This window comes from Umezawaea sp. (assembly GCF_036375055.1).
Lineage (GTDB): Bacteria > Actinomycetota > Actinomycetes > Mycobacteriales > Pseudonocardiaceae > Umezawaea.
Window position 1 is genome coordinate 101,852 of the sequence record NZ_DASUSQ010000084.1, and the last position, 25,814, is coordinate 127,665.

Consider the following 25,814-nt stretch of genomic DNA (forward strand, 5'->3'; position numbering starts at 1 on the left):
TCACATCACCCTAACGCCGCTACCTGTGGATCGCGCCGTCGAGAATCGTCAACCTCTCCCCCCGGCCGCCCCACCGCAGCGCGATGATCTCGGCCGCGATCGACACCGCGGTCTCCTCCGGCGTGCGCGCGCCCAGGTCGAGCCCGATCGGCGACGCCATCCCGGCCAGCTCGCCCTCGGTCATGCCCGCCTCCCGCAGCCGCCGCACCCGGTCGTCGTGGGTGCGCCGCGACCCCATCGCTCCGACGTAGGCGAGCTTCAGCCTCAGCGCGACCTCCAGCAGCGGCACGTCGAACTTCGGGTCGTGCGTCAGCACCGCGACCACGGTCCGCTCGTCCACCCGCCCGGCCTCGGCCTGCGCCACGAGGTACCGGTGGGGCCAGTCCACGACGACCTCGTCGGCCTCCGGGAACCGGCTCGCGGTCGCGAACACCGGCCGCGCGTCGCACACCGTGACCCGGTAGCCGAGGAACGAGCCGAGCCTGGCCATCGCGGAGGCGAAGTCGATCGCGCCGAACACCAGCATCCGCGGCGGCGGCTCGAACGAGTTCACGAACACCGTCATGCCCTCGCCGCGCCGCTGGCCGTCCGGCCCGTAGTGCAGCGACCCGCTGCGGCCGGTCGCCAGCATCCCCCGCGCGTCGTCCACGACCGCGTCCGTCGCGCGCGACGACCCGAGCGTGCCGGACACGCGGTCCGGCCAGATCACCACGCGACGGCCCAGCCGGTCGGCGTCGGGGTGCTCGATGACCGTCGCGATGGCCACCGGCACCTCGGCGCGCACGGCCTCGTGGATCTCCGCCAGCTCCGGGAACGTCTCGGCGCTGATCGGCTCCACGTACACGTCGATGATCCCGCCGCAGGTCAGACCCACCGCGAACGCGTCGTCGTCGCTCACGCCGTAGCGCTGGAGCACCGGCAGGTCCTCGGCGACGACCTGCTGGGCGAGGTCGTACACCGCCCCTTCGACGCAGCCGCCGGACACGCTGCCGGTGACCTCGCCGTCCGGGCCGACCAGCATCGCCGCACCCGGCGACCGCGGCGCGGAGCTGAAGGTGGCGACGACCGTGCCGACCCCCACGGTCTCCCCGTCGGCCACGCGGCGGGCCAGTTCGTCGAGCACATCACGCACGGTTGATCTCCTTGAGCAGGTGGCGCAGGGCGTCGAGGCTGTGGCCCGCCAGCAGGCGGTCCACGTGCGGCAGGGCCGCGATGATGCCGGACTGGGTCGGGGCGTACCCGGCCTTGCCGGCGTGCGGGTTGACCCAGACGACCGCGTGCGCGAGCCGCCGCAGCCGTGCGAGCTGCTCGCCCAGCAGGGCCGGGTCACCGCGTTCCCAGCCGTCGGAGAAGAGCACGACGACGGCGCGCCTCGCGACGCCGCGCTGCCCCCAGCGGTCCAGGAAGACCTTGAGCACCTCGCCGAGCCGGGTGCCGCCCTCGTAGTCGGGGACGGCGCGGGTCGCGCTGGTGAGCGCCACCTCGGCGTCGCGGTGCCCGAGCTGACGGCTGATCCTGGTCAGCCGGGTGCCGAGCGTGCACACCTCGGTCGGCATCGCCCGCGCGACGACGTGCGCGAACCGCAGCAGCGCGTCGGCGTACGGCGACATCGACCCGGACACGTCGACCAGGAGCACGACCCGGCGCGGCCGGGTCCCCTTGCGCCGGTGCTTCGGCCTCACCGGTTCCCCGCCGGACGCGAGCATCGCCCGCAGCGTCCGGCTCGGGTCGAGCCGACCGGTTCGGGCCCTCTTGGCCCGCACCGCCCGTCGTCGCGGCGGCACGGGCTTGAGGGTCGCGATCAGCTCACGCAGGTGCGCCTTCTCCGCGGGCGTGAGGCCCGCGATGTCCTTGTGCCGCAGGACTTCGGCGTCACTGGCGGCGGTCGCGAGCCTGCCACCCCTGCCGTCCTGCTCCGCACCGCCGCTGAGCGAGGCCAACTGGGTCGCCCGCGGCTTCCGCCGCTGGGCCCGGCGAGGCGGCTCGCCACCGAACCACGCGCCGAACGCCGCGTCGTACCGCGGCAGGTCGTCGGGCTCCCCGCACAACGTCAACCGCCCGGCCCAGTACAGGTCGTCCCGGCTACCGGGGTCCAGGTGCTCGACCGCCGCCACGTACGCCCGCACGCGCTCCGGGCCGCAGGCCACGCCCGCTTGCCGCAACGCACGGGCGAACCCGACGTACCCGGTGAGCACCGTCATCCTTCGATTGTGCGCCTCCGGCGGTCGGAGGATCATCCGAAGAATCTCAACTGGCCGGTCAGCCGAGGGCGGCCCGCACCGTCGCGACCTCGATCACCAGCGTGCGCGGGTTGTCCCTCACCGGCTGGAAGTCGTACCTCCGGTCGAACTTCGCGACCGTGTCGTCGATCGCGTCGACGACGATCAGCCCGCCGGACGCGACTTCGGCCGCTTGGACCAGCCTGGTCAGGGCGTCGCGGGGCAGGTCTCCACCGACGCCCTGGCCGTGCAGGTCCTGAGTGCGTCGAACTGCTCGGCGGGCATCACGGTGGCTTCCGCGCGCGCCAGGACGCCGTCCGCCGCGGCGGTGGCCGCGTGCACGACGAACGTGCTGACGGACTCGCCGGACAGCTTGGCCGCCCGCTCGATGCGGGCCTTGACCTCCGGGTCGAGCCTGAAGTCGAGGCGTGCTTCCTCGGTCGACGTGCCACCCCCGCTCATCACCACCACGGACACATCGCCCGTCGCACGGTGTTCGTACGGAGCGGATCAGCCCAGCACCCCCGACGCCACCGCGCGGGTCGCGTCCTCGCGGTACTTGAGCACCGCGCCGAGCGTCACGGCGGCCGTCTCGGCGTCCAGTTCGGTCCGGCCCAGCGCCTGCAACGCCCGTGCCCAGTCCAGCGACTCGGCGACCCCCGGCGGCTTGAGCAGGTCCAGCTCGCGCAGCTTCCCGACGGCCGCGGCGACCTGTTCGGCCAGCCGCTCGGACACCCCCGGCAGGCGGCGCCGGATGATCGCCACCTCGCGGGCCAGGTCGGGGTGTTCGACCCAGTGGTAGAGGCAGCGGCGCTTGAGCGCGTCGTGGACCTCGCGGGTGCGGTTGGACGTGAGGACGACGAGCGGCGGCACGAGGGCGCGGATCTCGCCCAGCTCGGGGATGGTGACGGCGCTGGTGTCGAGCACCTCCAGCAGGAAGGCCTCGAACTCGTCGTCGGCGCGGTCGACCTCGTCGACCAGCAGCACGCACGGAGCCTCCTCCAACGCCCGCAGCAGGGGCCTGGCCAGCAGGAACCGGCGGGTGTACAGCGAGGCCTCGGCGGCGTCGGGGTCGAGGGCGCCGTCGGACGCCGCCTCCAGCGCGCGCAGGTGGAGCAGCTGCCGGGGGAAGTCCCAGTCGTAGAGCGCCTGCGACGCGTCGATGCCCTCGTGGCACTGGAGCCTGATCAGCGGCAGCGACAGGGCCTGGGCGAGCGCGAGGGCCAACGACGTCTTCCCGGTGCCCGGCTCGCCCTCGCAGAACAGCGGCCGGTGCATCCGCAGCGCGAGGAACGCGGCCGTCGCCACCCCCGCGTCCGGCAGGTAGCCGACGCGGTCCAGGTCGGCGGCGAGCTCCTCGGGCGTCATCGCCTGAGGGTAAGGCCGGGGGTCGGGATCCGGGGGACGTCAGGGTCCGCCCCCGATGTTTCCGCAGCTCCGGGGCGGCATCGTGGTTCCCATGACGAACAACGTGCTCAACGGGACCACCGACCGGGTCAAGAAGCTCCGCCGCAGCCGCGGCGACAGGATGCTCGGCGGGGTGTGCGGCGGCGCGGCGAAGGCGCTCGGCGTCGACGCGGCCCTGCTGCGCATCGGCCTCGTCGCCGCCACCCTCCTCGGCTTCGGCACCGGGGCCGTCCTCTACGTCGCCTGCTGGGTGCTCATCCCGGAGGAGACCAGTACCCCCGACCTCTACCAGCCGCAGGACACCCCGCAGACCTTCTGATCACCGTGGGAAGCCAGGGACGCCCGGCATCGTCTGCCACGGGTGGGGACCGGACAGGGGCCGGTACTCCACCCCCAGCGCGTCCAGCCGGGGCAGGTGGTGGGTGGCGAGCCGGTCGAGGAACTCCGCCTCGTCGCGCTCGCCCCCGCTCCACACGACCTCGGCGAACGCGGCCAGCCTCGGGAAGGCCGCGTAGTCCAGCCGCCGGGACGAGTCCAGGTGCTCGGTCCACAGGTTCGCCTGCGCGCCCAGGACCCGGCCGGGCTCCTCGCCGGTGAGCACCGACGGCACCGGCTCGTACCGGTACACGTCCTCCAGCGACAGCACCGTGCCGACCGGGATCGGCTCGTCCGGCGAGTCGGACTGCCGGTAGTCCAGGTACACGTGCCGCTCGGGGCACATCACCACGTCGTGGCCACCGCGCACCGCGGCCACGCCCGCGTCCTCGCCGCGCCACGACGCCAGCACCGCGCCGTCCGGCAGCGGCCCGACCTCGGCGATCTCGTCCCAGCCGAACGCGCGCCGCCCGTGCGTCGCCAGGTGCTCGGCGATGGCCCGGATGAACCCGCCGTGCGCCCGCGTCGCGCCCGGCACCTCGTCGCCGCCCAGCCCGATCACCTCGCTGGGGAAGACGTCCACCAGCTCGTCGAACACCCCCCGGTAGAAGTCCGCGGTGGACTCCTCCAGGTTCAGCACGTTCTCGTTGATCCCCCAGTCCGTCCACACGCCAGGCACCGGGCCGACGCCCAGCTCCGGGTACGCCGCGACGGCCGCCTGGCTGTGACCGGGCACGTCGACCTCCGGCACCACGGTCACGTGCCGCTCCGCCGCGTACGCCACGACCTCGCGCAGGTCGTCCTGGGTGTAGAAGCCGCCGTGCGGCCTGCCCGTCGACAGCTTCGCCCGCCGGTCGCCGTAGCGCGACTCCGGCCGCCACGACCCCACCTCGGTCAGCCTCGGGTACCGCTTCACCTCGAAGCGCCAGCCCTGGTCGTCGGTCAGGTGCAGGTGCAGCACGTTCAGCTTGTGCGCCGCGATCAGGTCCACGTACCGCAGCAGGTCGTGCTTCGGCAGGAAGTGCCGGGCCACGTCGATCATGCAGCCGCGCCACGGGAACCGGGGCCGGTCCTCCACCACGCACACCGGCAGCACCGGCGGGTCGTCGTGGATCCGGGCGGCCCGGAACGCCTCCGGCCCGAGGAGCTGGCGGAGGGTCTGCGACGCGTAGAACGCGCCTGCCGCGTCCGCCGCCTCGACCGCGACGCCCTCGGTGGTGATCGCGATCCGGTAGGACTCCGGTGGCCCGTCGACGAACGACACCACGGGCACGACGCGCTGGGTGGTGCCGGTGCCGGGCGTGACCCGGACCGGGCGAGGCAGGAGCGTCACCCCTTCACCGCCCCGGCGAGACCGGACACGAGCCTGCGCTGCACCAGCACGAAGAACACCAGCACCGGAATGGTCATCAGCGTCGAACCGGCCATGATCGCTCCCCAGTCGTTCTGGTCGGGTTTGATGAACACCTGGAGCGCCAGCGGCAGCGTCTGGTTCTCCGCGGCCGAGATGATGAACGTCTTGGCGAACAGGAAGTCGTTCCAGGCGTGGATGAACGCGAGCACGCTCGTCGCCACCAGACCGGGCGCCACCAGCGGGAACAGCACCTGCCACAGGAACCGGAACCGGCTGGCGCCGTCCAGCGTCGCGGCCTCCTCCAGCTCCACCGGCACGGCGGCGACGAACCCGCGCAGCATCCAGATGGCGAACGGCATGCTGAACGCGAGGTGCACCAGCACCAGCGACCCGAGGTGGTTCAACCCGAACGCGGGCACCGTGTCGCCGAGCGAGCGCATCATGAAGAACAGCGGCACGGTCAGCGCCTCCACCGGCACCATCTGCACCACCAGCAGCATGACCAGCATCGTCGTGCGGCCCCGGAACCGGAAGCGCGTCAGCGCCGTCGCGGCGAGGAACGACATCAGCAGGCTCAGCACCACCACGACCAGCGCGACGACCAGGCTGTTCACGAAGTACCGGCCGAAGCTCTGCACGGTCAGCGCGCGGGTGAAGTTGTCCAGCGTGGGAGCGAGGGTCCACGGCCGGGGGTCGGCCGAGATGACCTCGTCGGCGGGCTTCAGCGCGGTGAGGACCATCCAGTACAGCGGGAACGCGACCACCGCGGCGATGACGACGGTGGCGAGTTCGGCGACCAGGCGGCCGGGGTGTTTCACAGCTCTTCTCCCGACTTCCGCAGCGCCCGCAGGTAGCCGATGGTGATCAGCAGGAGCAGGGCGGTCATGACGACGCCGATGGTGGCGCCGAGGCCGTACTCGGACGCGGCGAACGCCTGCTGGTAGGCGTAGACGTTGAGCACGAGGTTGCGGCCCGCGATGCCGCCGCCCCCGGTCATCACGTAGATCTGGGTGAACACCTTGAAGTCCCAGATGATCGACTGGATCGTGACGACGAGGATCAGCGGGCGCAGCAGGGGCAGCATGACGCTGCGCGCGGTGCGGGCGGTGGACGCGCCGTCGAGCGCCGCGGCCTCGATGACCTCCTGCGGGATGGCCTTGATGCCCGCGTAGAGGGTCACCATGACGAACGGGAACGAGCACCAGACCACCTGGGCGGCGACGAGGCCGAAGGCGATCCAGCGGTCGAACGTCCACGAGAAGCCGGTGCTGCCCAGCACCTCGTTGACCAGGCCGAAGTTGGCGTCGAACAGGAACAGCCAGATCGTCGAGCCCGCGACGGCCGGGGTCGCCCAGGCGCCGAGCGCGGCGAGGAACAGCAGCATCCTGGCCCACGGCCGGACCCTGGTGGCCAGGACGGCGAGCGCCGCCCCGACCACCAGGGTGCCGATGACGCAGGTCGCGGCGAAGCCGACGGTCTGCCACAGCACGGTCCAGAACTGCTGGTCCCCCAGCAGCCTCGTGTAGTTGCCGAGCCCGAGGAACTCCAGCGGCGCGCCGCCGCTGACCTGCTCCTGGCCGTAGTCGAACAGCGAGATGAGCACCAGCTGGTAGATCGGGTAGGCCATCAGGCCGCCGAGGACCAGCAGTGCCGGGGTGAGGTAGGCGAACGCGGTCCGCCCGTCACCCCTGGCCATGCGCTGCGTCACGAGGTGAAGGCCGCGTTCATGGACTCGGCGGCCGTCTTGGTGGCGGTGTCGACGTCCTGGCCCTCGGCCGCGATCTGCTGGAGCATCGTCGGCAGGACGGCCTGCGCGTCGATCTTGGCCCACGTCGGCGTGACCGGCACGAACCTGGTGCCCGCTTCGAGGGTCTTGATGAACGGCTGCTCGAAGGCGTCGTTCTTCGCGACCTCGGCCTGCACGTCGGCGAACGTGGGCAGGTTGCCCATGGCCTGGAACATCTTCTGCTGGTACTGCTTGCCGCCGAGGAGCTGGAGGAACTTGGTCGCGAGGGTCCTGCGCTCGGTGCCCTTCATGACGCCGAGCAGGTTGCCGCCCGCGAACGCGGGGGCGATGGAGCCCTCGGTGGTGCCGGGCAGCGGGACGACCGCGTACTTGCCCGCGGCGGTGCTGGCGTCGACGGACTTGCGGTTGAAGTCACCGCCGATGACCATCGCGGCCTTGCCTGCCCGGAACGCCTCGACGCTCGCGTCGCCGCCGTTGGCCGCGCACTGCGACGGCGGGCAGATGTCGTCGGCGAGCAGCTCGGTGTACTTGGCGACGCCCTTCTTCGCCTCGGCGCTGTCGATCTTCGCCGTGTACTTGGCGCCGTTCACGGTGGCGATGTCGCCCCCGTTGGCCCAGACGAAGGGCAGCATCCCGAACGTGTACTTGCCGCCCGCGGAGATGCCGAGCATGTCGGGCTTGGCGGCGCGGATCCTGCGGGCCAGGGGCGCGATCTCGTCGAGGGTCTTCGGCGGCTGGATCCCCAGCTCGGTGAACACGTCCGTGCGGTAGTAGAGGGCGCGGACGCCGACGTACCAGGGCAGCCCGTAGGTCTTGCCCTCGACCTTGGCGGTGTCGAGGACGGCGGGCAGGAAGTCCTTGCCGTCAGCCCAGGCCGACATCTCAGCGCTGATGTCGGCGAACCCGCCGGAGGCGACGTAGCCCGCGAGGTCGGTGTTGCCGAACTCGGCGACGTCCGGCGCGCTCTTCGGGTCGCTGAAGGCGGCCTTGAAGCGCTCGGCGCGGGTGGACACCTGGATGTACTGCACGTCCACGGTGACGCCGGAGTTGGCGGCCTGGAACTCGCTGACCGCCTGCTTCACGACCTCCTCCTTGGGGCCGCGGTTCACCTCGTCGAACAGCCACACCCGGAGCTGGCCGGTCTGCTGGTCACCGCTCTGGGTGGTCGGTCCCGACGACGTCACCGGCGCGCACCCGGCCAGCACCACGGAACACGCCGCAGCCAACAACACGAACCGCATCTCAGATCCCCTCAGCGAGACTTATTGCACCATGTGCAACGATCATTTCGCGGTGAGCAACGCGATTCGGCGATGTTAGGAGCGGCGTGTCCGTTTCGGCAAGGGTCTAGACCAGATCCGCCCAGGTGCGCACCGCCTCGGCCGACACCGGACCGCCCCAGCCGGACGGCCGGACGGCGCTGCCGACGTGGAACCCGGTGGCCCCCGCCGCCTTGAGCGGCGCCACCTGCTCGGCCCGCAGACCACCGCCCACCAGCACCCGCGGCCCGCCGGTCCCCTGCCGCGCGATCAGCTCGTGCAGCACCGGCAGGCCGTCCTCGACGCCCTCGGGGCTGCCGCTCGCGAGCACGGTGTCGCAGCCGAGCCCGGCGACGACCGACCACGCGGCCAGCGGGTCGGCCGAGTTGTCCAGGGCGCGGTGGAACGTCCACCGGCACCCGTCCAGCTCCGCGAGCACGGCCTCGCACGTCCGCACGTCGACCTCCCCCGCGTCGGTGAGGAACCCGAGCACGAACTCGGTCGCACCCAGTTCCCGCAGCGCCGCCGCGTCCCGGCGCAGCCCGTCGACGCTGCCGGGCCCGAAGCCCCCTGCGTCGCGGAGCATGACCCGGACCGGCAGGTCCGTCGCGGCGAGCACGCTCGTGAGCACCGACGGGGGTGGGGTGAGCCCGTCCGATGCCATGTCGGCTACCAGTTCCAACCGGTGTGCTCCACCGGCTTGCGCGGCTTCGGCGTCCGCCGCGTCCAGAGCGATGACTTCCAGCATGGTCTGGACCATAAGGCCTCGAAGCCCCTTCCCACCTCGATCACCCGTGCGCTCCGGCCCGTCACCCGCCCGGCGGCACCGACCGTCGGCCGTGTGCGCAGCGGAACCGATTCGGTGCGGGGAGTGAGCCAAATCAATTCCGGATGGGTGTATCTACTCAGGCCGACCACGCTCTTGTGCTGGTGACAGACCCTCAACGACCTGAGCGAGGAGGACTCGGATGACCGCCAATCCGCCTGGCGACACGCCCGAGAAGCCCGAGAACCAGTTGTCACCGGCCCCCTCGACGCCGGTGAACCCGAACGGCCAGCACCAGACGCACGACGACCCGGTGCCGACCGACTGACGAACCACGGGGGGAACGGGTGGTGAGTCGGTCGACTTCGAGGGGTGTCGATCGGGGAGACCGCCGCAGAGGAGCGGCCCGCGGCGTTTCGGGGGAGGCGCCGCGGGCCGCTTCGGCGATCATCGGAGCGGGTAGACCGACTACACCGGGAGGTGAGGACGTGGGTGAGCTGCGCACGACCGGCGAACACCCGCCGTGGGAAGGTTTGGCGGGCACGGACAGACACGCCGCCTGCGTGATCGCCGCCCGCACGGGCGATCGGAGGGCGCTGGACGTCCTCGTCGCCGAGCTCACCCCGCTGGTGTGGCACGTCGCCAGGGGGCACGGACTCGACCGCGCGACGGCCGAGGACGTGGTGCAGACGGTGTGGCTGGCGTTCCTGCGCCACATCGACCGCCTGCACGAACCGCGCGCACTGGTGGGGTGGCTCGTCGTCGCCACCCGCCGGGAGGCGCGGCGCACGTGGACGCCCGCCAAGCGGGAGACCGGGCTCACCGACGAGCTCGCCGACCACCTGGAGAGCACCCACGGGCTGCCTGAGGACGCCGCGCTCGTCGACGACCGGGACATCCGGTTGTGGCGGGCGTTCGGGCGTTTGTCGCAAAGGTGCCAGGAGCTGCTGCGGCTCACCGTCCTGGCGGGACGGGCCGAGTACCGCACGGTCGCCGAGGCGCTGGCCATCCCGCGCGGCAGCATCGGCCCCACCAGGGGGCGGTGCCTGACGACGCTGCGCACACATCTCGATGCGGAAGGAGGATCGCGGTGAACGACATCGACCCGCGCGATGACCCCAGGGGCTTCGAGGACACCGCCGTCCTCTCGGAGCTGACCCGACTGGTCTACGAGCTCGACCCGCCGCCCGCGGATCTCGTGGAGCGCGTCCAGTTCGCCATCGCCTTGGAGGACCTCGACGTCGAGGTGGCCAGGTGGGAGCGTGCGGGCTCGCTCGCGGGCGTCCGCGGCGGGCAGCCCGGAACCATCACGTTCACGGTGGACAACCTGACGCTGATGGTCAACTTCACCTCGACCGGGGCCAGACACCGGATAGACGGCTGGTTGGTGCCCGCGGGCGAGCACACGGTGGAGGTCAGGGTGGCCGAGCACGAGTCGTCCACGACGACGGCCGACGACGGGGGCCGGTTCGTGCTGTCCGACGTGCCCACCGGCACCACGCAGATCGTCGTGCACCTGGTCAACGCCCGAGGTGAACGCGGGCGCACGGTGGTGACACCCACGATCATGTTGTAGCCGCCGCCACCCTGCGCGGAGCGGTGCTGGACCATCCGAACGTGACCCGTTCGGACCAGGAGGACCAGCCGACCGCAACCCCACCGACCGCGTTCCGCGTGCTGCGATTGACAGGTGCCCCTCCTCCACGACGCGGACGTCACCGCCGCGACGTCCCGTGCGGGTGTCGAGTCCGCCACGGCTCTGCGCGGGCAGGGCTACCGGGCGGCGTCAGCGGGCCGCCCCGCTGACGCGGCGAAGCTGCTCAGAGCCGCTCTGCGAGAGCTGCCGATCGGGTCGGGGGACCCCGACGTGGTCGCTCTGCGCGTTCGGATCCTCATCACGCTGGCCTACGCGGAAGCCGAGACGGGCTCCGTCCCGGACGGCCTGGCGCACCTCGGTACCGCCCACGACCTGACGGCCGCGCTGCCGGACGGCAGCGGCCTGCGCGCCATCGTCCAGGACCAGCGGGCGCTGATCCTGCACCGCGCGGGCCGGACCGCCGAGGCCCTCGCGCTCTACGACGAGTCGGTGGCCCGGATGGAAGCCGCCGGTGTGGACGCCGCCGCGCTGTGCACGGCGCTGCTGAACCGCGGCCTCACCTCGATCGGGTTCGGGCGGCCGGAGGAGGCCGCCGCGGACGTCCGGCGAGCCATCGCGCTGGCCGAGGCCGACGGCCTCCCGCTGATCAAGGCCAAGGCGTGCAGCAACCTCGGCGACATCGCGCTGCTGACCGGGGACGTGCCCACCGCGCTGCGGCACTACGAGGACGCGGACCGCGCCCTGCGGACGCTGGCCCCCGACCTGGTGCCCCGGCTGAGGATCGACCAGGCGCGCGCGATGCTGACCGCCGGTCTGGCCGCGGAGGCCGCCCGGTACCTCGACGAAGCCCTCGCCCTGCTGCGGAGGCGCAGGGTCGGGCAGGACCTCGCCGAGGCGGAGCTGGCCCGTGCCGCCGCCGCGCTGCTGCTGGGCGACCACGAGGCCGCGGTGGAGTTCGCGGGCCAGGCCAGGAGGCGGTTCGCCCGGCGCGGGAGCGGGTCGTGGGCCGAGGTGGCCGCGCTGACGAGGCTGCGGGCGGAAGCGGCCCGCTCCGAGGTGGCGCCGAAGCGGTTCGAGCGGCTGGCCGACCGGCTGCTCGACGTCGGCCTGGTGGACGAGGCGGCGGTCGCCACGATGGCGGCGGTCAGGACGGCCGTGCGGCGCGGACTGCCCGTCGACCACCTCGCGGCCCGCGTCCCCGCGCTCACGCCCACCGCGCCGATCGACCACGTGATGCTGCTGCGGCTGTGCCGGGCGGAGGTGGCCGTCGCCTCGGGCGATCCGGGGTCGGCGCTGGTGCAGGCGCAGCTGGGACTGGCCGAACTGGGGCGGGTCCGCGACCGGGTGGGCGGCCTGGACCTGGTCTGCGGCACCGCGGTGCACGGCCGCGAGCTGGGCGAGCTGGCGGTGGGGCTGGTGCTGGCCACGGTGCCGCCGTCGCCGACGGAGACCTTCGAGTGGCTGGAGCGGACCAGGGCGCAGGTGTACCGGTACGAACCGCTGCCCGCCATCGACGACCCGGTCCTCCGGCGGCGGATGGCGGAGTCGCGGTCGCTGGGCCGGAGCCTCCAGCAGGCGCGGCTGGAGGGGCGACCGGTCCGCGAGCTGGAGGACCGGCTCGACTCGGTGCAGCAGGAGGTCACCCGGCTCGGCTGGCACACCAGCCCCTGGGGTCGGCCCCGGCCGGTCGCCAAGGTCCCCGACGTGACGTCGCGGCTCGGGGCGCGGGCGATGGTGAGCTTCGTCTGCGACGCCGGGGCCCTGTCGGCGGTGGCCCTGGTGGACGGCGGGGCCACCCTGCACGCCCTCGGTCCGGCCGCCGACGTCCTGGAGGCAACCCGGCAGCTGCACGCCGACCTGGACGTGCTCGCGCCCGACCACCTCGCGGGCGCGCTGGCGGAGACCGTGGCCGCCTCGGCCGCGCGCCGGGCCGCCGCGGTGGACGCCGTGCTGGTCCAGCCGCTCCTGCCGGTGCTGGGGAGCCGGGACCTGGTGGTCGTCCCCACCGGTGGCCTCTACGCCGTCCCCTGGGGAGTCCTGCCGTCGCTGCGGGGCCGGTCGGTCGTGGTCTCGCCGTCGGCCACGGCCTGGGTGAGCGCCGCGGAGGCGGTCCGGGGCGGACGGATGGTGCTGGTGGGCGGCCCCGACCTGCCCGAGGGGTCGACCGAGGTCGAGGAGCTGCGCGCGGTCTACCCGGACGCGGTGGTGCTGGAGGGCGGGGAGGCGACCGCGGACGCCGTGCTGGAGGCGTTGGACGGGGCGGGCTCCGCCCACATCGCCGCGCACGGCACCCACACCGCGGACAACGCCCTGTTCTCCCGCCTCGAACTGTTCGACGGGCCGCTGTTCGCCCACGAGGTGACGCGGCTGGAGCGCTGCCCTGGTCTGGTCGTGCTCGCGTCGTGCGAGCTGGCGCTGAGCCGCATCCAGCCGGGCGACGAGGCGCTGGGGTACGCCGGAGCGCTGCTGGCGGGCGGCTCGCACACCGTGGTGGCCGCGGTGAGCAAGGTCGGCGACCGGGCCGCGGCGGCGACCGTGTCCGCGTTCCACGCCGGGCTCGCGGCGGGCGCGCCCGCCCCGCTGGCGCTCGCGCGAGCCGTGGCGGCGGACCCGCTGCGGCGGCCGTTCGTGTGCTTCGGGTCCTGATCACGTTCGAAGGCCCCGAACCGGGAGCCGGTTCGGGGCCTTCGAGGTGGTGCGGTGGTGCGGTGGGGCTAGGACCTGATCAGAAGTCCATGCCGCCGGCGTCGGGCGCGGCCGGGGCCGCGTTCTTCTCCGGCTTGTCGGCCACGACGGCCTCGGTGGTGAGGAAGAGCGCCGCGATGGAGGCGGCGTTCTGGAGCGCGGAACGCGTCACCTTGGTCGGGTCCGGCACGCCGGCGGCGAGCAGGTCCTCGTAGACACCGGTCGCGGCGTTGAGGCCGTGGCCGATCGGGAGGCCCTTGACCTTCTCCACGACGACGCCGCCCTCAAGACCGGCGTTGACGGCGATCTGCTTCAGCGGAGCCTCGACGGCCACCTTGACGATGTTGGCGCCAGTGGCCTCGTCGCCGGTGAGCTGGAGGTTCTTGAAGACGGCCTCGGCGGCCTGGAGGAGGGCGACGCCACCACCGGCGACGATGCCCTCTTCGACGGCGGCCTTGGCGTTGCGCACCGCGTCCTCGATGCGGTGCTTGCGCTCCTTGAGCTCGACCTCGGTCGCGGCACCGGCCTTGATGACGGCGACGCCACCGGCCAGCTTCGCGAGGCGCTCCTGGAGCTTCTCGCGGTCGTAGTCCGAGTCGGACTTCTCGATCTCGGCGCGGATCTGGTTGACGCGGCCCTGGATCTGCTCGGCGTCACCCGAACCCTCGACGATGGTCGTCTCGTCCTTGGTCACGACGACCTTGCGGGCGCGGCCCAGCAGCGAGATGTCGGCGGTGTCGAGCTTGAGGCCGACGTCCTCGGTGATGACCTGGCCACCGGTGAGGGTGGCGATGTCCTGGAGGATCGCCTTGCGGCGGTCGCCGAAGCCCGGAGCCTTGACGGCGACGGACTTGAAGGTGCCGCGGATCTTGTTGACGACCAGGGTCGCCAGCGCCTCGCCCTCGACGTCCTCCGAGATGATGAGGAGCGGCTTGCCGCCCTGCATGACCTTCTCCAGCAGCGGGAGCAGGTCCTTCACCGAGGAGATCTTCGAGCCGTAGAGCAGGATGTAGGCGTCCTCGAGGACGGCTTCCTGGCGCTCCGGGTCGGTGACGAAGTAGGCCGAGGAGTAGCCCTTGTCGAAGCGCATGCCCTCGGTCAGTTCGAGCTCAAGGCCGAGGGCGTTGCTCTCCTCGACCGTGATGACGCCTTCCTTGCCGACCTTGTCCATCGCCTCGGCGATGAGCTCACCGATCGTCGAGTCGCCCGCGGAGATGGACGCCGTGGCGGCGATCTGCTCCTTGGTCTCGATCGTGGTGGCGGTCTTCAGCAGCTGCTCCGTGATGGCCTCGACGGCCTTCTCGATGCCGCGCTTCAGGCCGAGCGGGTTCGCACCGGCGGCCACGTTGCGCAGGCCCTCGCGCACGAGCGCCTGGGCCAGCACGGTGGCGGTGGTGGTGCCGTCGCCCGCGACGTCGTCGGTCTTCTTCGCAACTTCCTTGACGAGCTCGGCCCCGATCTTCTCCCAGGGGTCCTCGAGCTCGATCTCCTTGGCGATCGAGACGCCGTCGTTCGTGATCGTGGGGGCGCCCCACTTCTTCTCCAGAACGACGTTGCGACCCTTCGGGCCGAGCGTCACCTTGACGGCATCCGCGAGGATGTTCATGCCCCGCTCGAGGCCGCGCCGGGCTTCCTCGTCGAACGCGATCATCTTGGCCATTGCGGTGTGTTCCTCCGCCTTTTAAAGGATATGGGGCCACTGCGGGCGTGCGCCCACAGCGGAACACGGTGCTTGGCCAGGATGGTGCCCGCGACGGACGACCTGCCCCGGAGAACCGGAGCGAGCCTCACCGTCCTAGCCCGCGTGCTGGCACTCAGGTGGTCCGAGTGCCAGTTCGGTTTTAGCACTCGACAGGGTCGAGTGCAAGAAGTGCAGGTCAGGAGGTGGGCTTCACCGGCACACTCGTGGGCAGCGGCCTGCGGCTGCCCGGCGTCTCGCCGACCTGGATGGACTGGGTGGTCGACGTGGACCCCGGCGAGTCGCTCGGCGGCTCGTCGCTGGGCGACAGCAGGATCACCACGATCACGACGAGGGTGATAGCGATCACACCCACGATCACCGGCGCGAACCAGGTCGGCCGGGAACTGCTGGACGTGCTGCCGAACGCGCTGGTGCCCACCGGGGCGGGCGGGCGCAGCCGGACCGGCTCCTGGTTCGGGTGCTGCTGGAAGGACTGCTGCTGCGGGTACGCGGGCGGCCGGACCTGCTGCTGGGGCTGGGACTGGGGCTGCGGGGGCTGGTACTGCTGGACCGGTACTCCCCCGGAGTTCGGACCCACCACCGGCTGCTGCACCGGGATCGAGCCGGACGGCGGCTGCGAGCCGCCGGGCTGGCCCGCCGAGCCCTGGCGGCGCTCCGGCGGGTTGCCGGGCCGCTGGACCTGCGAGAGCGCGCCACGGGCCGCGTTGATCAGCTCCTGGCAGTTCGCGAACCGCTGGTTCGGGTCCTTCGCGGTGCCCTTGCGCAGCACGTCGTCGATCGCGGGCGGCAGCACCACCAGCGAGGTCAGCGGGGGGATCTCCTGGGCGAGGTGGCCCTGGATGACGTCCTGCACGCCGCCCTGGAACGGCGGCCTGCCGCTCAGGCACGCGTAGAGCATGCACGCGAGCGCGTAGGCGTCGGTGCGGCCGTCGACCGGCTCGCCGCGCAGGTGCTCCGGCGCCGCGTACGTCGGCGACCCGAGGAAGTCGCCGGTGCGGGTGCGGTGGCCGGTGGCCCCGCGCCTGGTCAGGCCGAAGTCCGCGAGGTACACGTGCTCCCGCACGGCCTCCTTGGTCGTGACCAGCACGTTCGCCGGTTTCACGTCCAGGTGCACGAGCCCCTTGCCGTGCAGCATGTCGAGCGCTTCGGCGACCTGGCCGAGCAGCGTCAGCGTGCGCGCGGGCGAGAGCGGCCCGTCCTTGATGTGGCTGGCGAGGTCCGAGCCGTCGACCAGCCGCATGGCGATGTAGAGCAGCCCGTCGACCTCGTCGAAGTCGTAGAGCGGCACGATGTTCGCGTGGTCGATCGCCGAGGTGTTGCGCGCCTCGTCCACGAACCGCTCGCGGAACTCGGCGTCGGCGGTCAGGTGTTCGCCGATGACCTTCAGCGCCACCTTCCGGCCGAGTCTCACGTCCGTGGCCCGGTAGGTCACGGACATGCCGCCCCGCCCGAGGACGCCGTCGATCCGGTAATGGCCTAGCCGTCGCCCGCTCAGGTCCTCCGACACGCGGGGAAGCCTAACGTCCGCCCCCGGCGGTCACGACGCGCGGCGCACTTCCGAGGCCTGACTGCGACCGTCCCTGCCTGCTTCGATCGTGAATTCGACCCGGTCGCCCTCGGCGAGCGTGCGGAACCCCTCCATCTGGATGGCGGAGTAGTGCACGAACACGTCAGGGCCTCCGTCTGTCGCGATGAAGCCGTAGCCCTTTTCCGAGTTGAACCACTTGACCGTGCCGATCGCCAAGACGTCCTCCTAAGCGCAAAAAACGCGAGGCAAACCGCAACGCTAGAAGAACAAGCAGTCGGCGTGTACCTCCTTACGGAGTCATGAACGTGAGCCGATCGCGCCGTGCAGCCACCCGCCGAGCTGCTGCGGGCTGCGGGTCTGGGTCAGCACCACGCCGGGGCCCGCGAAGTCGAACGCCAGGCCCTCGCCGGTGCGCATGGACTGGGCGCCGTCGGGCGCGAGCGCGCGCAGCCTGCACTGGAGCGACTCGCCGAAGCCGACGACGTGGCCGCCCGCGATGCTGACCAGCTCACCGGGGGCGAGCACCACGATGTCGAGGGTGCCGTAGCAGGTGAGCACGACCGGTCCGTGGCCGACGACGTAGGTGAGGAAACCGCCGTCGCCGCCCTGGAGCGCGCGCAGGGGCGGGGCGACCGGGTCCATCCCGACGGTGCCCGCCGACGCGAGCCAGCTCGTCTTGGCGACGCACCAGCCCGTGATGCCGTCCAGCTCCAGCACGTGCAGGTCGCCCGGCAGGGGCGGGGCCACGTCGACCCAGCCGCCCTCGGGCCCGGCGGTGCACCCGGCCGCGGTGACGCCCTTGCCCTGGGCCTTGAGCGGCGGGCCCGGCTTCGGCTCGTAGACGACCCCGTAGCTGCTCGCGACGAGCGAGGACCGCTCCACCAGCACCGGCTCGCCGGGGGCCAGAACCAGCCGCGCGACCCCGAAGGTGGGTGTGTGACGCGTGCGGACCTGCACCGTTCTCCCCCTAGTTCAACGCTGTGTCGGTGGCAGCAGTCTGACACGGGCCCGGCAGGATGGTCGTCGTGCCGAAACCACTCACGAGCGTCGCCGAGCACCAGGCCACCGTGTCCGGGCTGGTGGGGCTGATGCCGGTCCGCGCGACGCCCATCGCCGACTGCCTCGGGCTGGTGCTGGCGGAGGACCTGGTCGCGCCGATCCCGCTGCCCCCCTTCGACAACTCCGCCATGGACGGGTACGCGGTGCGCGCGGCGGACGTCGCGGCGGTGCCCGTGGTGCTGCCCGTCGCGCAGGACATCCCGGCCGGGAAGACCGACGTCGCACCGCTGGAGGCGGGCACGGCGCACCGGATCATGACCGGCGCGCCCGTGCCCGCGGGGGCCGACGCGGTGGTCCAGGTCGAGCACACCGACGGCGGCACGGACCGGGTGGAGCTGCGCTCGTCGGTCGCGGAGGGCACGAACATCCGCCGGGCCGCCGACGACGTGGCCCTCGGCGCCACCGTGCTGCGCGCGGGCCGCGTGCTCGGTCCGGCGCAGCTCGCGCTGGCGGGCGCGCTGGGCTTCGGCGAGCTGCCGGTGCGCAGGCGGCCGAGGGTGCTGGTGCTGTCGACCGGTTCCGAGCTGGTCGGGCCGGGACAACCGCTGCTGCCGGGTCAGATCCACGAGTCGAACGGCCTGATGCTGGCGGCCGGGGTGCGCGAGGCGGGCGGCGAGGCCGAGCTGCTGAGGTTCGTGCCGGACGACGTGGCGGCGTTCCACGCGGCCATCGAGCCGCACCTGGCGGACGTGGACCTGGTGCTGACGTCCGGCGGGGTGAGCGCGGGCGCGTACGAGGTGGTCAAGGACGCCTTCACCGGTCGGGGCGTGGAGTTCCTGAGGGTCGCGATGCAGCCGGGCGGACCGCAGGGCGCGGGCCGCTACCGGGGTGTGGCGGTCGCGACGCTGCCCGGCAACCCGGTGAGCGCGCAGGTGTCGTTCGAGGTGTTCGTGCGGCCCGCGCTGCTGGCGTCCATGGGTTTCCCGGTGGTCGAGCGGCGCTCGGCCCGCGCCCGGATCAGCACCGCGATCACCTCGCCGCCCGGCCGCACGCAGTTCCGGCGGGGCGCGTACGACGCGGACTCCGGCGAGGTCGTGACGCCGGTCGGCGGGCCGGGCTCGCACCTGCTGTCGGCGCTGGCCGTCGCGAACTGCCTGATCGAGGTGCCGCAGGACGTGACCGAGCTGGCCGCGGGCGACCTCGTGACGATCCGCTACCTGGACTGACCCCCGGCCCGCGCCCGCTGTGACCGAACGCTCACCCGCCGCCGTTGATCACGGCGTGTGACCCGCATTACAGTGCGGGAACGTGACGTGCGGCCCCAGTGGCACGCCCAACCGCAGCGGTCACCCTCCAGCAGGCCGTCCGGCCGGTCCGCGCGTTCAGTCGGGGGACGCGCGGGCGGGCCGGACGACCGTTTTGGGCGCTTGGCGTAGCGTGTGGCCGGCCCAAGCACAGCCCGACCACGGAAGAGCAACGGATTCCCCACGAAATGAACTCCGACCGCGATCAGCACAGTGGTGGCGTTTCCCACTTCATCGAACTCGCTCGGGGCATCGTGCCCCCCATGCACCCCGCAGGCCGCCCGTTCGTCGCGGGCGCCGCGGTCGCCAGTTTCCTGCTCCGGCGGTTCTCCAAGCGCGCAGGCGTGCTCGGTTTCCTCGTCACGGCCTGGGTCGCCTGGTTCTTCCGTGAGCCCAAGCGGGTCCTGCCGACCCGGCCGAACATCGCGGTCGCGCCCGCCGACGGCACCGTCTCGCACGTCGTCGAGGTGGCCCCGCCCGCCGAGCTGGGTCTCGGCACCGAGCCGATGATCCGGATCAGCGTGTTCCTGTCCGTCTTCGACGTGCACGTCCAGCGGATCCCCGCGGCGGGCGAGGTGCGCCGGGTGTCCTACCACGCGGGCAAGTTCCTCTCCGCGGACCTGGACAAGGCCAGCGAGGTCAACGAGCGCAACACCGTGGTGCTGCGCACGCTCGGCGGCCACGACCTGGTCGTCGTGCAGATCGCGGGCCTGGTGGCCCGCCGCATCGTGTGCCACGTCGCCGAGGGCGAGAAGGTCGAGGCCGGTCAGACCTACGGCCTGATCAGGTTCGGCTCGCGCGTCGACCTGTACGTCCCGCGCGGCAGCCGTCCGCTGGTCGAGGCGGGCATGCGCACCATCGGCGGCGAGACCGTGCTCGCCGAGCTCCCGGAGGACTGATCCTTGGCACCCAGCACGCCGGGCATCCGGCTGCTCCCCAACGCCATCACCGTGCTCGCGATGAGCGCGGGCCTGTCGGCGGTGCAGTTCGCGATCGTCGGCATGTGGGGGGCGGCGGTCGGCGCGATCGCCGCCGCGGCCCTGCTCGACGGCCTCGACGGCCGGATCGCGCGGATGCTGGACGCCACCAGCAAGATGGGCGCCGAACTGGACTCGCTGGCCGACGCCATCTCGTTCGGCGTCGCGCCCGCGCTCGTCATCTACATCTGGCAGTTCGAGGGCGACCGGGGCGGCTGGGTCGTCGCGCTGGTCTTCGCGGTGTGCATGGTGCTCCGGCTGGCGCGCTTCAACACGCTGCTGGACGTCGACCAGCCGCCGTACGCCAAGGAGTTCTTCGTCGGCGTGCCCGCGCCCGCGGGCGGACTGCTGCTGCTGCTGCCGCTGATCCTGGAGGAGCAGATCGGCCGCCCCGGCTGGTGGTCCTCGGTGCCCGTCGTGGTCGTGTGGACGGTCGCCGTGGCGCTGCTGCTCGTCAGCCGCATCCCCACGCTGTCGGTGAAGTCGATCAAGGTGCCGCCGCGCGCGGTGGCGCCGCTGCTGGTGATGGTGGCCCTGCTGGGGGCCGCGATCATCACCTACCCGCTGGCGGCGCTGATCGCGGCGATGGTCTTCTACCTGGGCCACCTGCCGTACTCCGTGCGGCGCTACCTGTGGCTGGCCAAGCACCCCGAGGCGTGGGAGGTGCCCGCCGCGGACCGCAGGGCGATCCGGCGGGCGCACGGCGTCGCCAACCGCCGCCTCGGGCTGCACCAGCCGCTGCGCGGCCGGGTGGCCGGTGCGGCGCTGCGGGTGGCCCGGCTGCCCCGGCGCAACGGCGTCGACCCGACGAGGTACGCGGTGGACACCGGTCCCCGGCGCCGGAACTGGCGCAAGCTGGGCCTGCGGCGCAACCAGCCGCCGAAGGACCCCGGCCAGGACTAGTGCGAACACCCGGAAGCGCGGGTCCCTCCCCGGAGGGGCCCGCGCTTCCGCCTCACACCGGTCAGGAACTCGGGGCCTCGGGTCGGCCCGGCCGGGGGTCGGCGCACCGGTCGTGGGTGCCCGCGGCGGAGCGGGCGGGGTTGCCGCACGGCGCGCGAACTCGTCGAGGAGGCTCGCCGGTCGGCTGACCCGGTCCCTGCCTGCCCGGCAGCCACGGCGCGTGCCGTCGTCGGACCGGCGGGAGCACCGGCTGGACCCGATCCGACGGGGCGCCGCGGGCGCCAGGTCGCTTCGCCCACCGGTTCCCGCCGGCAGGGCGTCGACGTTCTCGGCGCGTGACCACGGGCACACCACCGGGCCGCCTCACGACCTCCGCCCGCCGAAGGACCCGCGCCGCGCGGCGACCGGCACTAGGCTCGTGGCGTGATCACGCTGACCGCTCGGCTGACCCCGTCCGCACTGGACACACGACGCGGTGTCGTCCGGCTGCACCCCGAGGTGCTCGACGCCCTCGGCCTGCGCGCGTGGGACGCGGTGAAGCTGACCGGTGCGCGGGTGAGCGCGGCGCTCGCCGCCGCGGGCGACGGGCCGCCAGGAGTGGTGCTCGTGGACGACGTGGCGCTGTCGAACCTGGGGGTCGTCGAGGGCTCCGAGATCGTCGTGGCGCCGGTGGACGTGGCGGCGGCTCGGTCGGTGACCGTGTCCGGCTCGCGGCTGGCCACGACGTCGCTCACGCCCGAGACGCTGCGGATGGCGCTGACCGGCAAGGTGCTGACGGTCGGCGACGCCGTGTCGCTGCTGCCGCAGGACCTCGCGCCGCCGCCCGGCACGGACGTCGGCTCGACCCGCAGCAAGCTGTCGAACGCGATCGGCATGACGTGGACCAACGAGCTGCTCACGATCACCGCGACCGACCCGTCGGGCCCGGTGGCCGTGCAGCCGTCCAGCGTGGTCGGTTGGCGGGACGGCGCGCGGACCGGCGACGCGCGGCCGGTCGTCGCCGAGAACGCGCTGGTGCAGGTCGCGGTGACGGGTCGCGCGGTCGCGTCGACGTCGACCTACGTGCCGCCCGCGGAGGTCTCGTTCGTGCCGCCGGTCACCGACCTGGTCGGCCAGCGGGACGCGGCGAAGCGGCTCGCCGAGTGGCTGGACCTGGCGTTCCTGCGGCCGGACCTGCTGGCGAGGCTCGGTGCGTCACCGAGGCTGGCCGCGCTGGTCAGCGGTCCGGAGGGCGTCGGGAAGGCCACGCTGGTGCGGTCCGTGGCGCACAGCGTGGACGCCGAGGTCGTCGAGCTGGCCGCGCCGAGCATCGCGGTGCTGGAGTCGAACGCGACCGCGCAGCGGCTGACCGACGCCGTGGCCGCCGCGTCGGCGAAGGACCGCCCGGTCGTGCTGCTGCTGACCGACGTGGACGCGCTGCTGCCCGCCTCGTCCCCGCCGCCGGTCGCCACGGTGGTGCTGGACGTGCTCCGCTCCGCCGTGCGCACCAAGGGGTTGGCGCTGGTCGTCACGACCGCGCACCCCGAGGCCGTCGACCCTCGGCTGCGCGTGCCGGAGCTGGTGGACCGCGAGCTGACGCTGGCGCTGCCGGACGGCCGCTGCCGCACCGAGCTGCTGCGGATGCTGATGCGGGACGTGCCGATGGAGTCCGACGTGGACCTCGGCGTCATCGCCGACCGCACACCGGGTTTCGTCGTCGCGGACCTCGTCGCGCTGCGCCGCGACGCCGCCGTGCGGTCCGCGCTGCGGCAGCGCGACCACGACGAACCCCGTGTGGCGCAACAGGACCTGATCGGCGCGCTCGACACCGTGCGCCCGGTCTCGATGTCCACTTCGGACACGCTGCAAACCGGCGGGCTGACGCTGGACGACGTCGGCGACATGACCGAGGTCAAGCAGGCGCTGACCGAGGCGGCGCTGTGGCCGTTGCAGTACCCCGATTCCTTCGCCCGCCTGGGTGTCGAGCCGCCGCGCGGCCTGCTGCTGTACGGGCCTCCCGGCTGCGGCAAGACGTTCCTGATCCGGGCGCTCGCGGGCAGCGGCAAGCTCAACGTGCTGTCGGTCAAGGGCGCCGAGCTGATGGACAAGTTCGTCGGCGAGTCCGAGCGGGCCGTGCGGGAGCTGTTCCGGCGCGCGGCCGAGGCGGCGCCCGCGATGGTGTTCCTGGACGAGGTGGACGCGCTGGCGCCCCGGCGGGGCCAGTCGTCGGACTCCGGGGTGGCGGACCGGGTGGTGGCCGCGCTGCTGACCGAACTCGACGGCGTGGAGCCGTTGCGCGACGTCATCGTGCTGGGTGCGACGAACCGCCCGGAGCTGGTGGACCCCGCGCTGCTGCGGCCGGGCCGGTTGGAGCGCATGGTCTACGTGCCGCCGCCGGACGGCGAGGCGCGCGGCGCGATCCTGCGCGCGACCTCGCGCAACACCCCGCTGGCCGACGACGTCGACCTGGACGAGCTGGCCGAGTCGCTGGACGGCTACTCGGCGGCGGACTGCGCGGCGCTGATCCGCGAGGCCGCGCTGACCGCGATGCGCGAGTCGCTGGAGGCGGCCGTCGTGACGGCGGAGCACCTGGCCACCGCGCGCAAGGCCGTGCGACCGTCGCTGGACCCGGCGCAGTTGGCCGCGCTGGCCGCCTACGCCGAGTCCCGCGAGCGGTGAGGCCCTACTTCTTCGTGGACTGCAAACCCTTGTAGTCGTTCGTGACGATCACGATGATCCCGTCGTGCGCGCCCTGGATCCCGTCGAACCGGGCTTCCACCCGCGCCTGCATGACGGTGGCGAGGGCTTTCGCCGACTCCTCCTCGTCCGTGCCGGGGCGGTAGTAGACGGTCGTCGTCGGGATCTGGCCCTGGGAGTAGTTGCCGGTGTCGGCGACGTCCCATCCGGACCGCTCGACGTCGTCGGCCGCCTGCGCCGCGAGGCCGGAGATGGTGCTGTTGTTGTAGACCCGCACCGGCGGCTTCGCGACGGTCGGCTGGCCGTCCGGCGGCGGCGTCGCGGCGCCGCTCTGCGCGGGCGCGCTGGTCGCGGGCGGCGGGGTGTCCGTCGTCGTGGTCGGCGCGGGTGTGCTCGCGGGGGGCTGCTCCGTCGAGGCGGGCGGTGTCGCGGAGGGCGACTCGGACGCGGTCCCGCTCGTGGGCGGCTGGCTGGACGGACCCGTCGCGGTCCGGTCGCCGTCTCCTCCGCCGCTGAACAGCGTGAAGACACCGATCACGAGCGCCACCAGAGCAACGCCGATCAGCGCGAACCCCGCGGCGCGGGCCGGGTGCGACGTGCTGGGGGAATCGGGAGAACTCATCGGTGCTCGACACCATTCGGCTCGAAACCGAAGCGGCGCGCCGAACGGGCGCGCAGCCGGACCGTGCGAAGTTTGCGAAGACGTTTCACGAGCATCGGATCGGCCGCGAAGGCCTCCTCCTTGTCGATCAGGCCGTTGAGCAACTGGTAGTACCGGGTCGCGGACATGTCGAACAGCTCTTTCACGGCCTGTTCCTTGGCGCCCGCGTACTTCCACCACTGGCGTTCGAAGGCAAGGATCTCGCGCTCCCTGCCGTTCAAGCCGTCGGCAGGACCCTCTGCCGGCGGCGGTGCCCCTGCGGCGTCCATCAGGCTCCTCGCCTCACGGGCCGGGGTACCTGCGGATGCGGGCATCCGTCCCGTGTGATTCCCAAGGGTCAATTACATCACGTGATCGTGATCGGGGTCGCTTCCGCAGTCGGCGCGTCCGAACTGACACGCCGATTAAGCTCGTCGACATGGCTGTACACCACATCCGGATCGCCGGTGACCCGGTTCTGCACAACCCGACGAAGCCGGTTGAGGTCTTCGACGACGAGCTGCGCACGCTCATCGACGACATGTTCGAGACCATGGCGGCGGCGCACGGCGTGGGCCTGGCGGCCAACCAGATCGGCGTGGACCTGCGCCTGTTCGTCTACGACTGCCCGGACGACCAGGGCGTCCGCCACCGCGGTGTCGTGGTGAACCCGGTGCTGGAGACGAGTGCGGTCCCGGAGGGCATGCCCGACCCGGACGACGACTTCGAGGGCTGCCTGTCCGCGCCGGGCGAGTCGTACCCGACGGGCCGCGCGGACTGGGCGAAGGTCACCGGCCAGGACGGCCACGGCAACCCGGTGGAGGCGGAGGGCACGGGCTTCTTCGCCAGGTGCCTCCAGCACGAGACCGACCACCTCGACGGCTACCTGTACCTGGACCGCCTGGTGGGCAGGTACAAGCGCGAGTCGAAGCGCATGCTGCGCGCCAACAGGTGGGGCGTCCCAGGCCTCTCGTGGGACCCGGCGACTTCGGAAGACCCGTTCGCGGACGACGAGGACTAGCCCTTCCACCACACGGCGCGGTGGCACGACGCGGTAGCGCGAGCCGGGCGTCGCGGCGGCGGCACGACGCGGTAGCGGCGCAAGCCGGGGCGTCACGGCAGCGGCAGCGGCAGCCGACAAGCCGGGGCGCCGCGGCAGCGGCGGCACGACGCGGAAACGGCGCAAGCCGGGGCGTCGCGGAGGCAGCGGCGGCAACGGCGGCGTTGACGTTGGCACAACGAAACCCGAGCCAGCGGCAGCGAAAGCGCCGACAACGCGGACGACCCGACCGGCGGAGGGCACTTCCCCTCCCTGCCCCCGATCCCCAGCGCCTTCGTGCCCGACCCCCGTTTGTCAAGGCATCTTTCCCGCCTTGACAAACGGGGGTCGGGCATCGAAACAATCGCGCAGCGGGGGCGCACCAGCCACCCACAACCACCTACGCCCCTGAACCCGACCCCGACCCGACCCCGCCCCACCACCCGCCGGCCTTCGCGGCGTAGATGGCCGCGCACCCCGGCACCCGCATCCGCCCGGCGGCGATCAGCGCCTCGCCCCCGTCGAACCGCTCGAAGTGCTGGAACCGCTCGAAGTGCTCACGGAGCACGCACTTCGAGCAGGAGCCCGCGGAACCCCGCTCGACGCGGTCAGCGCTCGAAAAACGACTTGCCACCCC

At 72.6% G+C, this 25,814-nt stretch carries 26 protein-coding genes; 10 read left to right on the forward strand and 16 right to left on the reverse strand.

Annotation, left to right across the window (positions count from 1 at the left end; genetic code table 11):
- Positions 1-19 precede the first annotated feature (19 nt).
- The 4 genes from VFZ92_RS23660 to VFZ92_RS23675 all read right to left on the reverse strand — a co-directional run bounded on the left by VFZ92_RS23660 (position 20) and on the right by VFZ92_RS23675 (position 3,587).
- Positions 20-1,132, reverse strand: a complete 1,113-nt coding sequence (locus VFZ92_RS23660) for an XdhC/CoxI family protein (protein WP_330878201.1) — start codon at positions 1,130-1,132, stop codon at positions 20-22.
- The gene (locus VFZ92_RS23665) at positions 1,125-2,201 is read right to left on the reverse strand and encodes a vWA domain-containing protein (protein WP_330878202.1); all 1,077 of its coding nucleotides are present in this window, start codon (positions 2,199-2,201) and stop codon (positions 1,125-1,127) included. The genes VFZ92_RS23660 and VFZ92_RS23665 overlap by 8 nt, the downstream gene beginning before the upstream one ends.
- Positions 2,202-2,426: 225 nt before the next feature.
- Positions 2,427-2,681: a DUF1778 domain-containing protein gene (locus VFZ92_RS23670; RefSeq protein WP_330878203.1), complete on the reverse strand. Its 255-nt coding sequence runs from the start codon at positions 2,679-2,681 to the stop codon at positions 2,427-2,429.
- Between the two features lie 48 nt (positions 2,682-2,729).
- Complete coding sequence (locus tag VFZ92_RS23675; protein ID WP_330878204.1) at positions 2,730-3,587, reverse strand: MoxR family ATPase; 858 nt, start codon at positions 3,585-3,587, stop codon at positions 2,730-2,732.
- A 91-nt stretch (positions 3,588-3,678) separates the two neighbouring features.
- On the opposite strand from VFZ92_RS23675, the gene VFZ92_RS23680 reads away from it, so the two are divergent.
- Positions 3,679-3,945: a PspC domain-containing protein gene (locus VFZ92_RS23680; protein WP_330878205.1), complete on the forward strand. Its 267-nt coding sequence runs from the start codon at positions 3,679-3,681 to the stop codon at positions 3,943-3,945.
- Here the strand turns inward: VFZ92_RS23680 and VFZ92_RS23685 are convergent, their stop codons facing one another.
- The 5 genes from VFZ92_RS23685 to VFZ92_RS23705 form a co-directional block, all read right to left on the reverse strand.
- Entirely contained in the window at positions 3,946-5,334 is a 1,389-nt protein-coding gene (locus tag VFZ92_RS23685) for a beta-N-acetylhexosaminidase (protein ID WP_330878206.1), read from the reverse strand.
- Positions 5,331-6,173 carry a carbohydrate ABC transporter permease gene (locus VFZ92_RS23690; RefSeq protein WP_330878207.1) on the reverse strand — a complete coding sequence of 281 codons (843 nt, stop codon included), beginning with the start codon at positions 6,171-6,173 and terminating at the stop codon, positions 5,331-5,333. The genes VFZ92_RS23685 and VFZ92_RS23690 overlap by 4 nt, the downstream gene beginning before the upstream one ends.
- Positions 6,170-7,051, reverse strand: a complete 882-nt coding sequence (locus tag VFZ92_RS23695) for a sugar ABC transporter permease (RefSeq protein ID WP_330878251.1) — start codon at positions 7,049-7,051, stop codon at positions 6,170-6,172. The genes VFZ92_RS23690 and VFZ92_RS23695 overlap by 4 nt, the downstream gene beginning before the upstream one ends.
- An 8-nt stretch (positions 7,052-7,059) precedes the next feature.
- A complete protein-coding gene (locus tag VFZ92_RS23700) occupies positions 7,060-8,343 on the reverse strand; it encodes an extracellular solute-binding protein (RefSeq protein ID WP_330878208.1) in 1,284 nt (427 codons plus the stop codon).
- Between the two features lie 106 nt (positions 8,344-8,449).
- Positions 8,450-9,109 carry a copper homeostasis protein CutC gene (locus tag VFZ92_RS23705; RefSeq protein ID WP_330878209.1) on the reverse strand — a complete coding sequence of 220 codons (660 nt, stop codon included), beginning with the start codon at positions 9,107-9,109 and terminating at the stop codon, positions 8,450-8,452.
- A 220-nt stretch (positions 9,110-9,329) separates the two neighbouring features.
- Between VFZ92_RS23705 and VFZ92_RS23710 the strand changes: the two genes are divergently transcribed.
- The 4 genes from VFZ92_RS23710 (at position 9,330) to VFZ92_RS23725 (ending at position 13,370) form a co-directional block, all read left to right on the forward strand.
- The gene (locus tag VFZ92_RS23710) at positions 9,330-9,455 is read left to right on the forward strand and encodes a hypothetical protein (RefSeq protein ID WP_330878210.1); all 126 of its coding nucleotides are present in this window, start codon (positions 9,330-9,332) and stop codon (positions 9,453-9,455) included.
- A gap of 160 nt (positions 9,456-9,615) precedes the next feature.
- Complete coding sequence (locus VFZ92_RS23715; RefSeq protein WP_330878211.1) at positions 9,616-10,221, forward strand: sigma-70 family RNA polymerase sigma factor; 606 nt, start codon at positions 9,616-9,618, stop codon at positions 10,219-10,221.
- 59 nt (positions 10,222-10,280) lie between these two features.
- On the forward strand, positions 10,281-10,703 hold the full coding sequence (locus tag VFZ92_RS23720) for a carboxypeptidase regulatory-like domain-containing protein (RefSeq protein ID WP_414719990.1): 423 nt from the start codon (positions 10,281-10,283) through the stop codon (positions 10,701-10,703).
- A gap of 114 nt (positions 10,704-10,817) precedes the next feature.
- Entirely contained in the window at positions 10,818-13,370 is a 2,553-nt protein-coding gene (locus tag VFZ92_RS23725; protein ID WP_330878213.1) for a CHAT domain-containing protein, read from the forward strand.
- Between the two features lie 79 nt (positions 13,371-13,449).
- Here VFZ92_RS23725 and groL read toward each other — a convergent pair whose 3' ends face one another.
- From groL to VFZ92_RS23745, 4 genes are all read right to left on the reverse strand, one after another.
- Positions 13,450-15,069 (reverse strand): chaperonin GroEL, encoded by a 1,620-nt coding sequence (gene groL, locus VFZ92_RS23730; RefSeq protein ID WP_259624382.1) that lies wholly within the window; start codon positions 15,067-15,069, stop codon positions 13,450-13,452.
- A gap of 217 nt (positions 15,070-15,286) precedes the next feature.
- Entirely contained in the window at positions 15,287-16,618 is a 1,332-nt protein-coding gene (locus tag VFZ92_RS23735) for a serine/threonine-protein kinase (RefSeq protein WP_330878214.1), read from the reverse strand.
- Between the two features lie 30 nt (positions 16,619-16,648).
- Positions 16,649-16,855, reverse strand: a complete 207-nt coding sequence (locus VFZ92_RS23740) for a cold-shock protein (protein WP_106185402.1) — start codon at positions 16,853-16,855, stop codon at positions 16,649-16,651.
- 81 nt (positions 16,856-16,936) lie between these two features.
- Positions 16,937-17,596 (reverse strand): AIM24 family protein, encoded by a 660-nt coding sequence (locus VFZ92_RS23745; protein ID WP_330878215.1) that lies wholly within the window; start codon positions 17,594-17,596, stop codon positions 16,937-16,939.
- A gap of 59 nt (positions 17,597-17,655) precedes the next feature.
- Between VFZ92_RS23745 and glp the strand changes: the two genes are divergently transcribed.
- The 4 genes from glp to VFZ92_RS23765 all read left to right on the forward strand — a co-directional run bounded on the left by glp (position 17,656) and on the right by VFZ92_RS23765 (position 23,480).
- On the forward strand, positions 17,656-18,864 hold the full coding sequence (glp, locus tag VFZ92_RS23750) for a gephyrin-like molybdotransferase Glp (RefSeq protein ID WP_330878216.1): 1,209 nt from the start codon (positions 17,656-17,658) through the stop codon (positions 18,862-18,864).
- A gap of 266 nt (positions 18,865-19,130) precedes the next feature.
- Positions 19,131-19,841 (forward strand): phosphatidylserine decarboxylase, encoded by a 711-nt coding sequence (locus VFZ92_RS23755; RefSeq protein ID WP_330878217.1) that lies wholly within the window; start codon positions 19,131-19,133, stop codon positions 19,839-19,841.
- A gap of 3 nt (positions 19,842-19,844) precedes the next feature.
- A complete protein-coding gene (pssA, locus tag VFZ92_RS23760) occupies positions 19,845-20,822 on the forward strand; it encodes a CDP-diacylglycerol--serine O-phosphatidyltransferase (protein ID WP_330878218.1) in 978 nt (325 codons plus the stop codon).
- 423 nt (positions 20,823-21,245) lie between these two features.
- Positions 21,246-23,480 (forward strand): AAA family ATPase, encoded by a 2,235-nt coding sequence (locus VFZ92_RS23765; RefSeq protein ID WP_330878219.1) that lies wholly within the window; start codon positions 21,246-21,248, stop codon positions 23,478-23,480.
- 4 nt (positions 23,481-23,484) lie between these two features.
- On the opposite strand, the gene VFZ92_RS23770 is transcribed toward VFZ92_RS23765, so the two are convergent.
- Together VFZ92_RS23770 and VFZ92_RS23775 are read right to left on the reverse strand one after the other, a co-directional pair.
- The gene (locus VFZ92_RS23770) at positions 23,485-24,120 is read right to left on the reverse strand and encodes a LytR C-terminal domain-containing protein (RefSeq protein WP_330878220.1); all 636 of its coding nucleotides are present in this window, start codon (positions 24,118-24,120) and stop codon (positions 23,485-23,487) included.
- Entirely contained in the window at positions 24,117-24,428 is a 312-nt protein-coding gene (locus VFZ92_RS23775; RefSeq protein ID WP_330878221.1) for a DUF3263 domain-containing protein, read from the reverse strand. The genes VFZ92_RS23770 and VFZ92_RS23775 overlap by 4 nt, the downstream gene beginning before the upstream one ends.
- Before the next feature lie 149 nt (positions 24,429-24,577).
- Here VFZ92_RS23775 and VFZ92_RS23780 point away from each other — a divergent pair, with 149 nt between their 5' ends.
- Positions 24,578-25,159: a peptide deformylase gene (locus VFZ92_RS23780; protein WP_330878222.1), complete on the forward strand. Its 582-nt coding sequence runs from the start codon at positions 24,578-24,580 to the stop codon at positions 25,157-25,159.
- 418 nt (positions 25,160-25,577) lie between these two features.
- Here the strand turns inward: VFZ92_RS23780 and VFZ92_RS23785 are convergent, their stop codons facing one another.
- Positions 25,578-25,811 carry a hypothetical protein gene (locus tag VFZ92_RS23785; protein ID WP_330878223.1) on the reverse strand — a complete coding sequence of 78 codons (234 nt, stop codon included), beginning with the start codon at positions 25,809-25,811 and terminating at the stop codon, positions 25,578-25,580.
- Positions 25,812-25,814 lie beyond the last annotated feature (3 nt).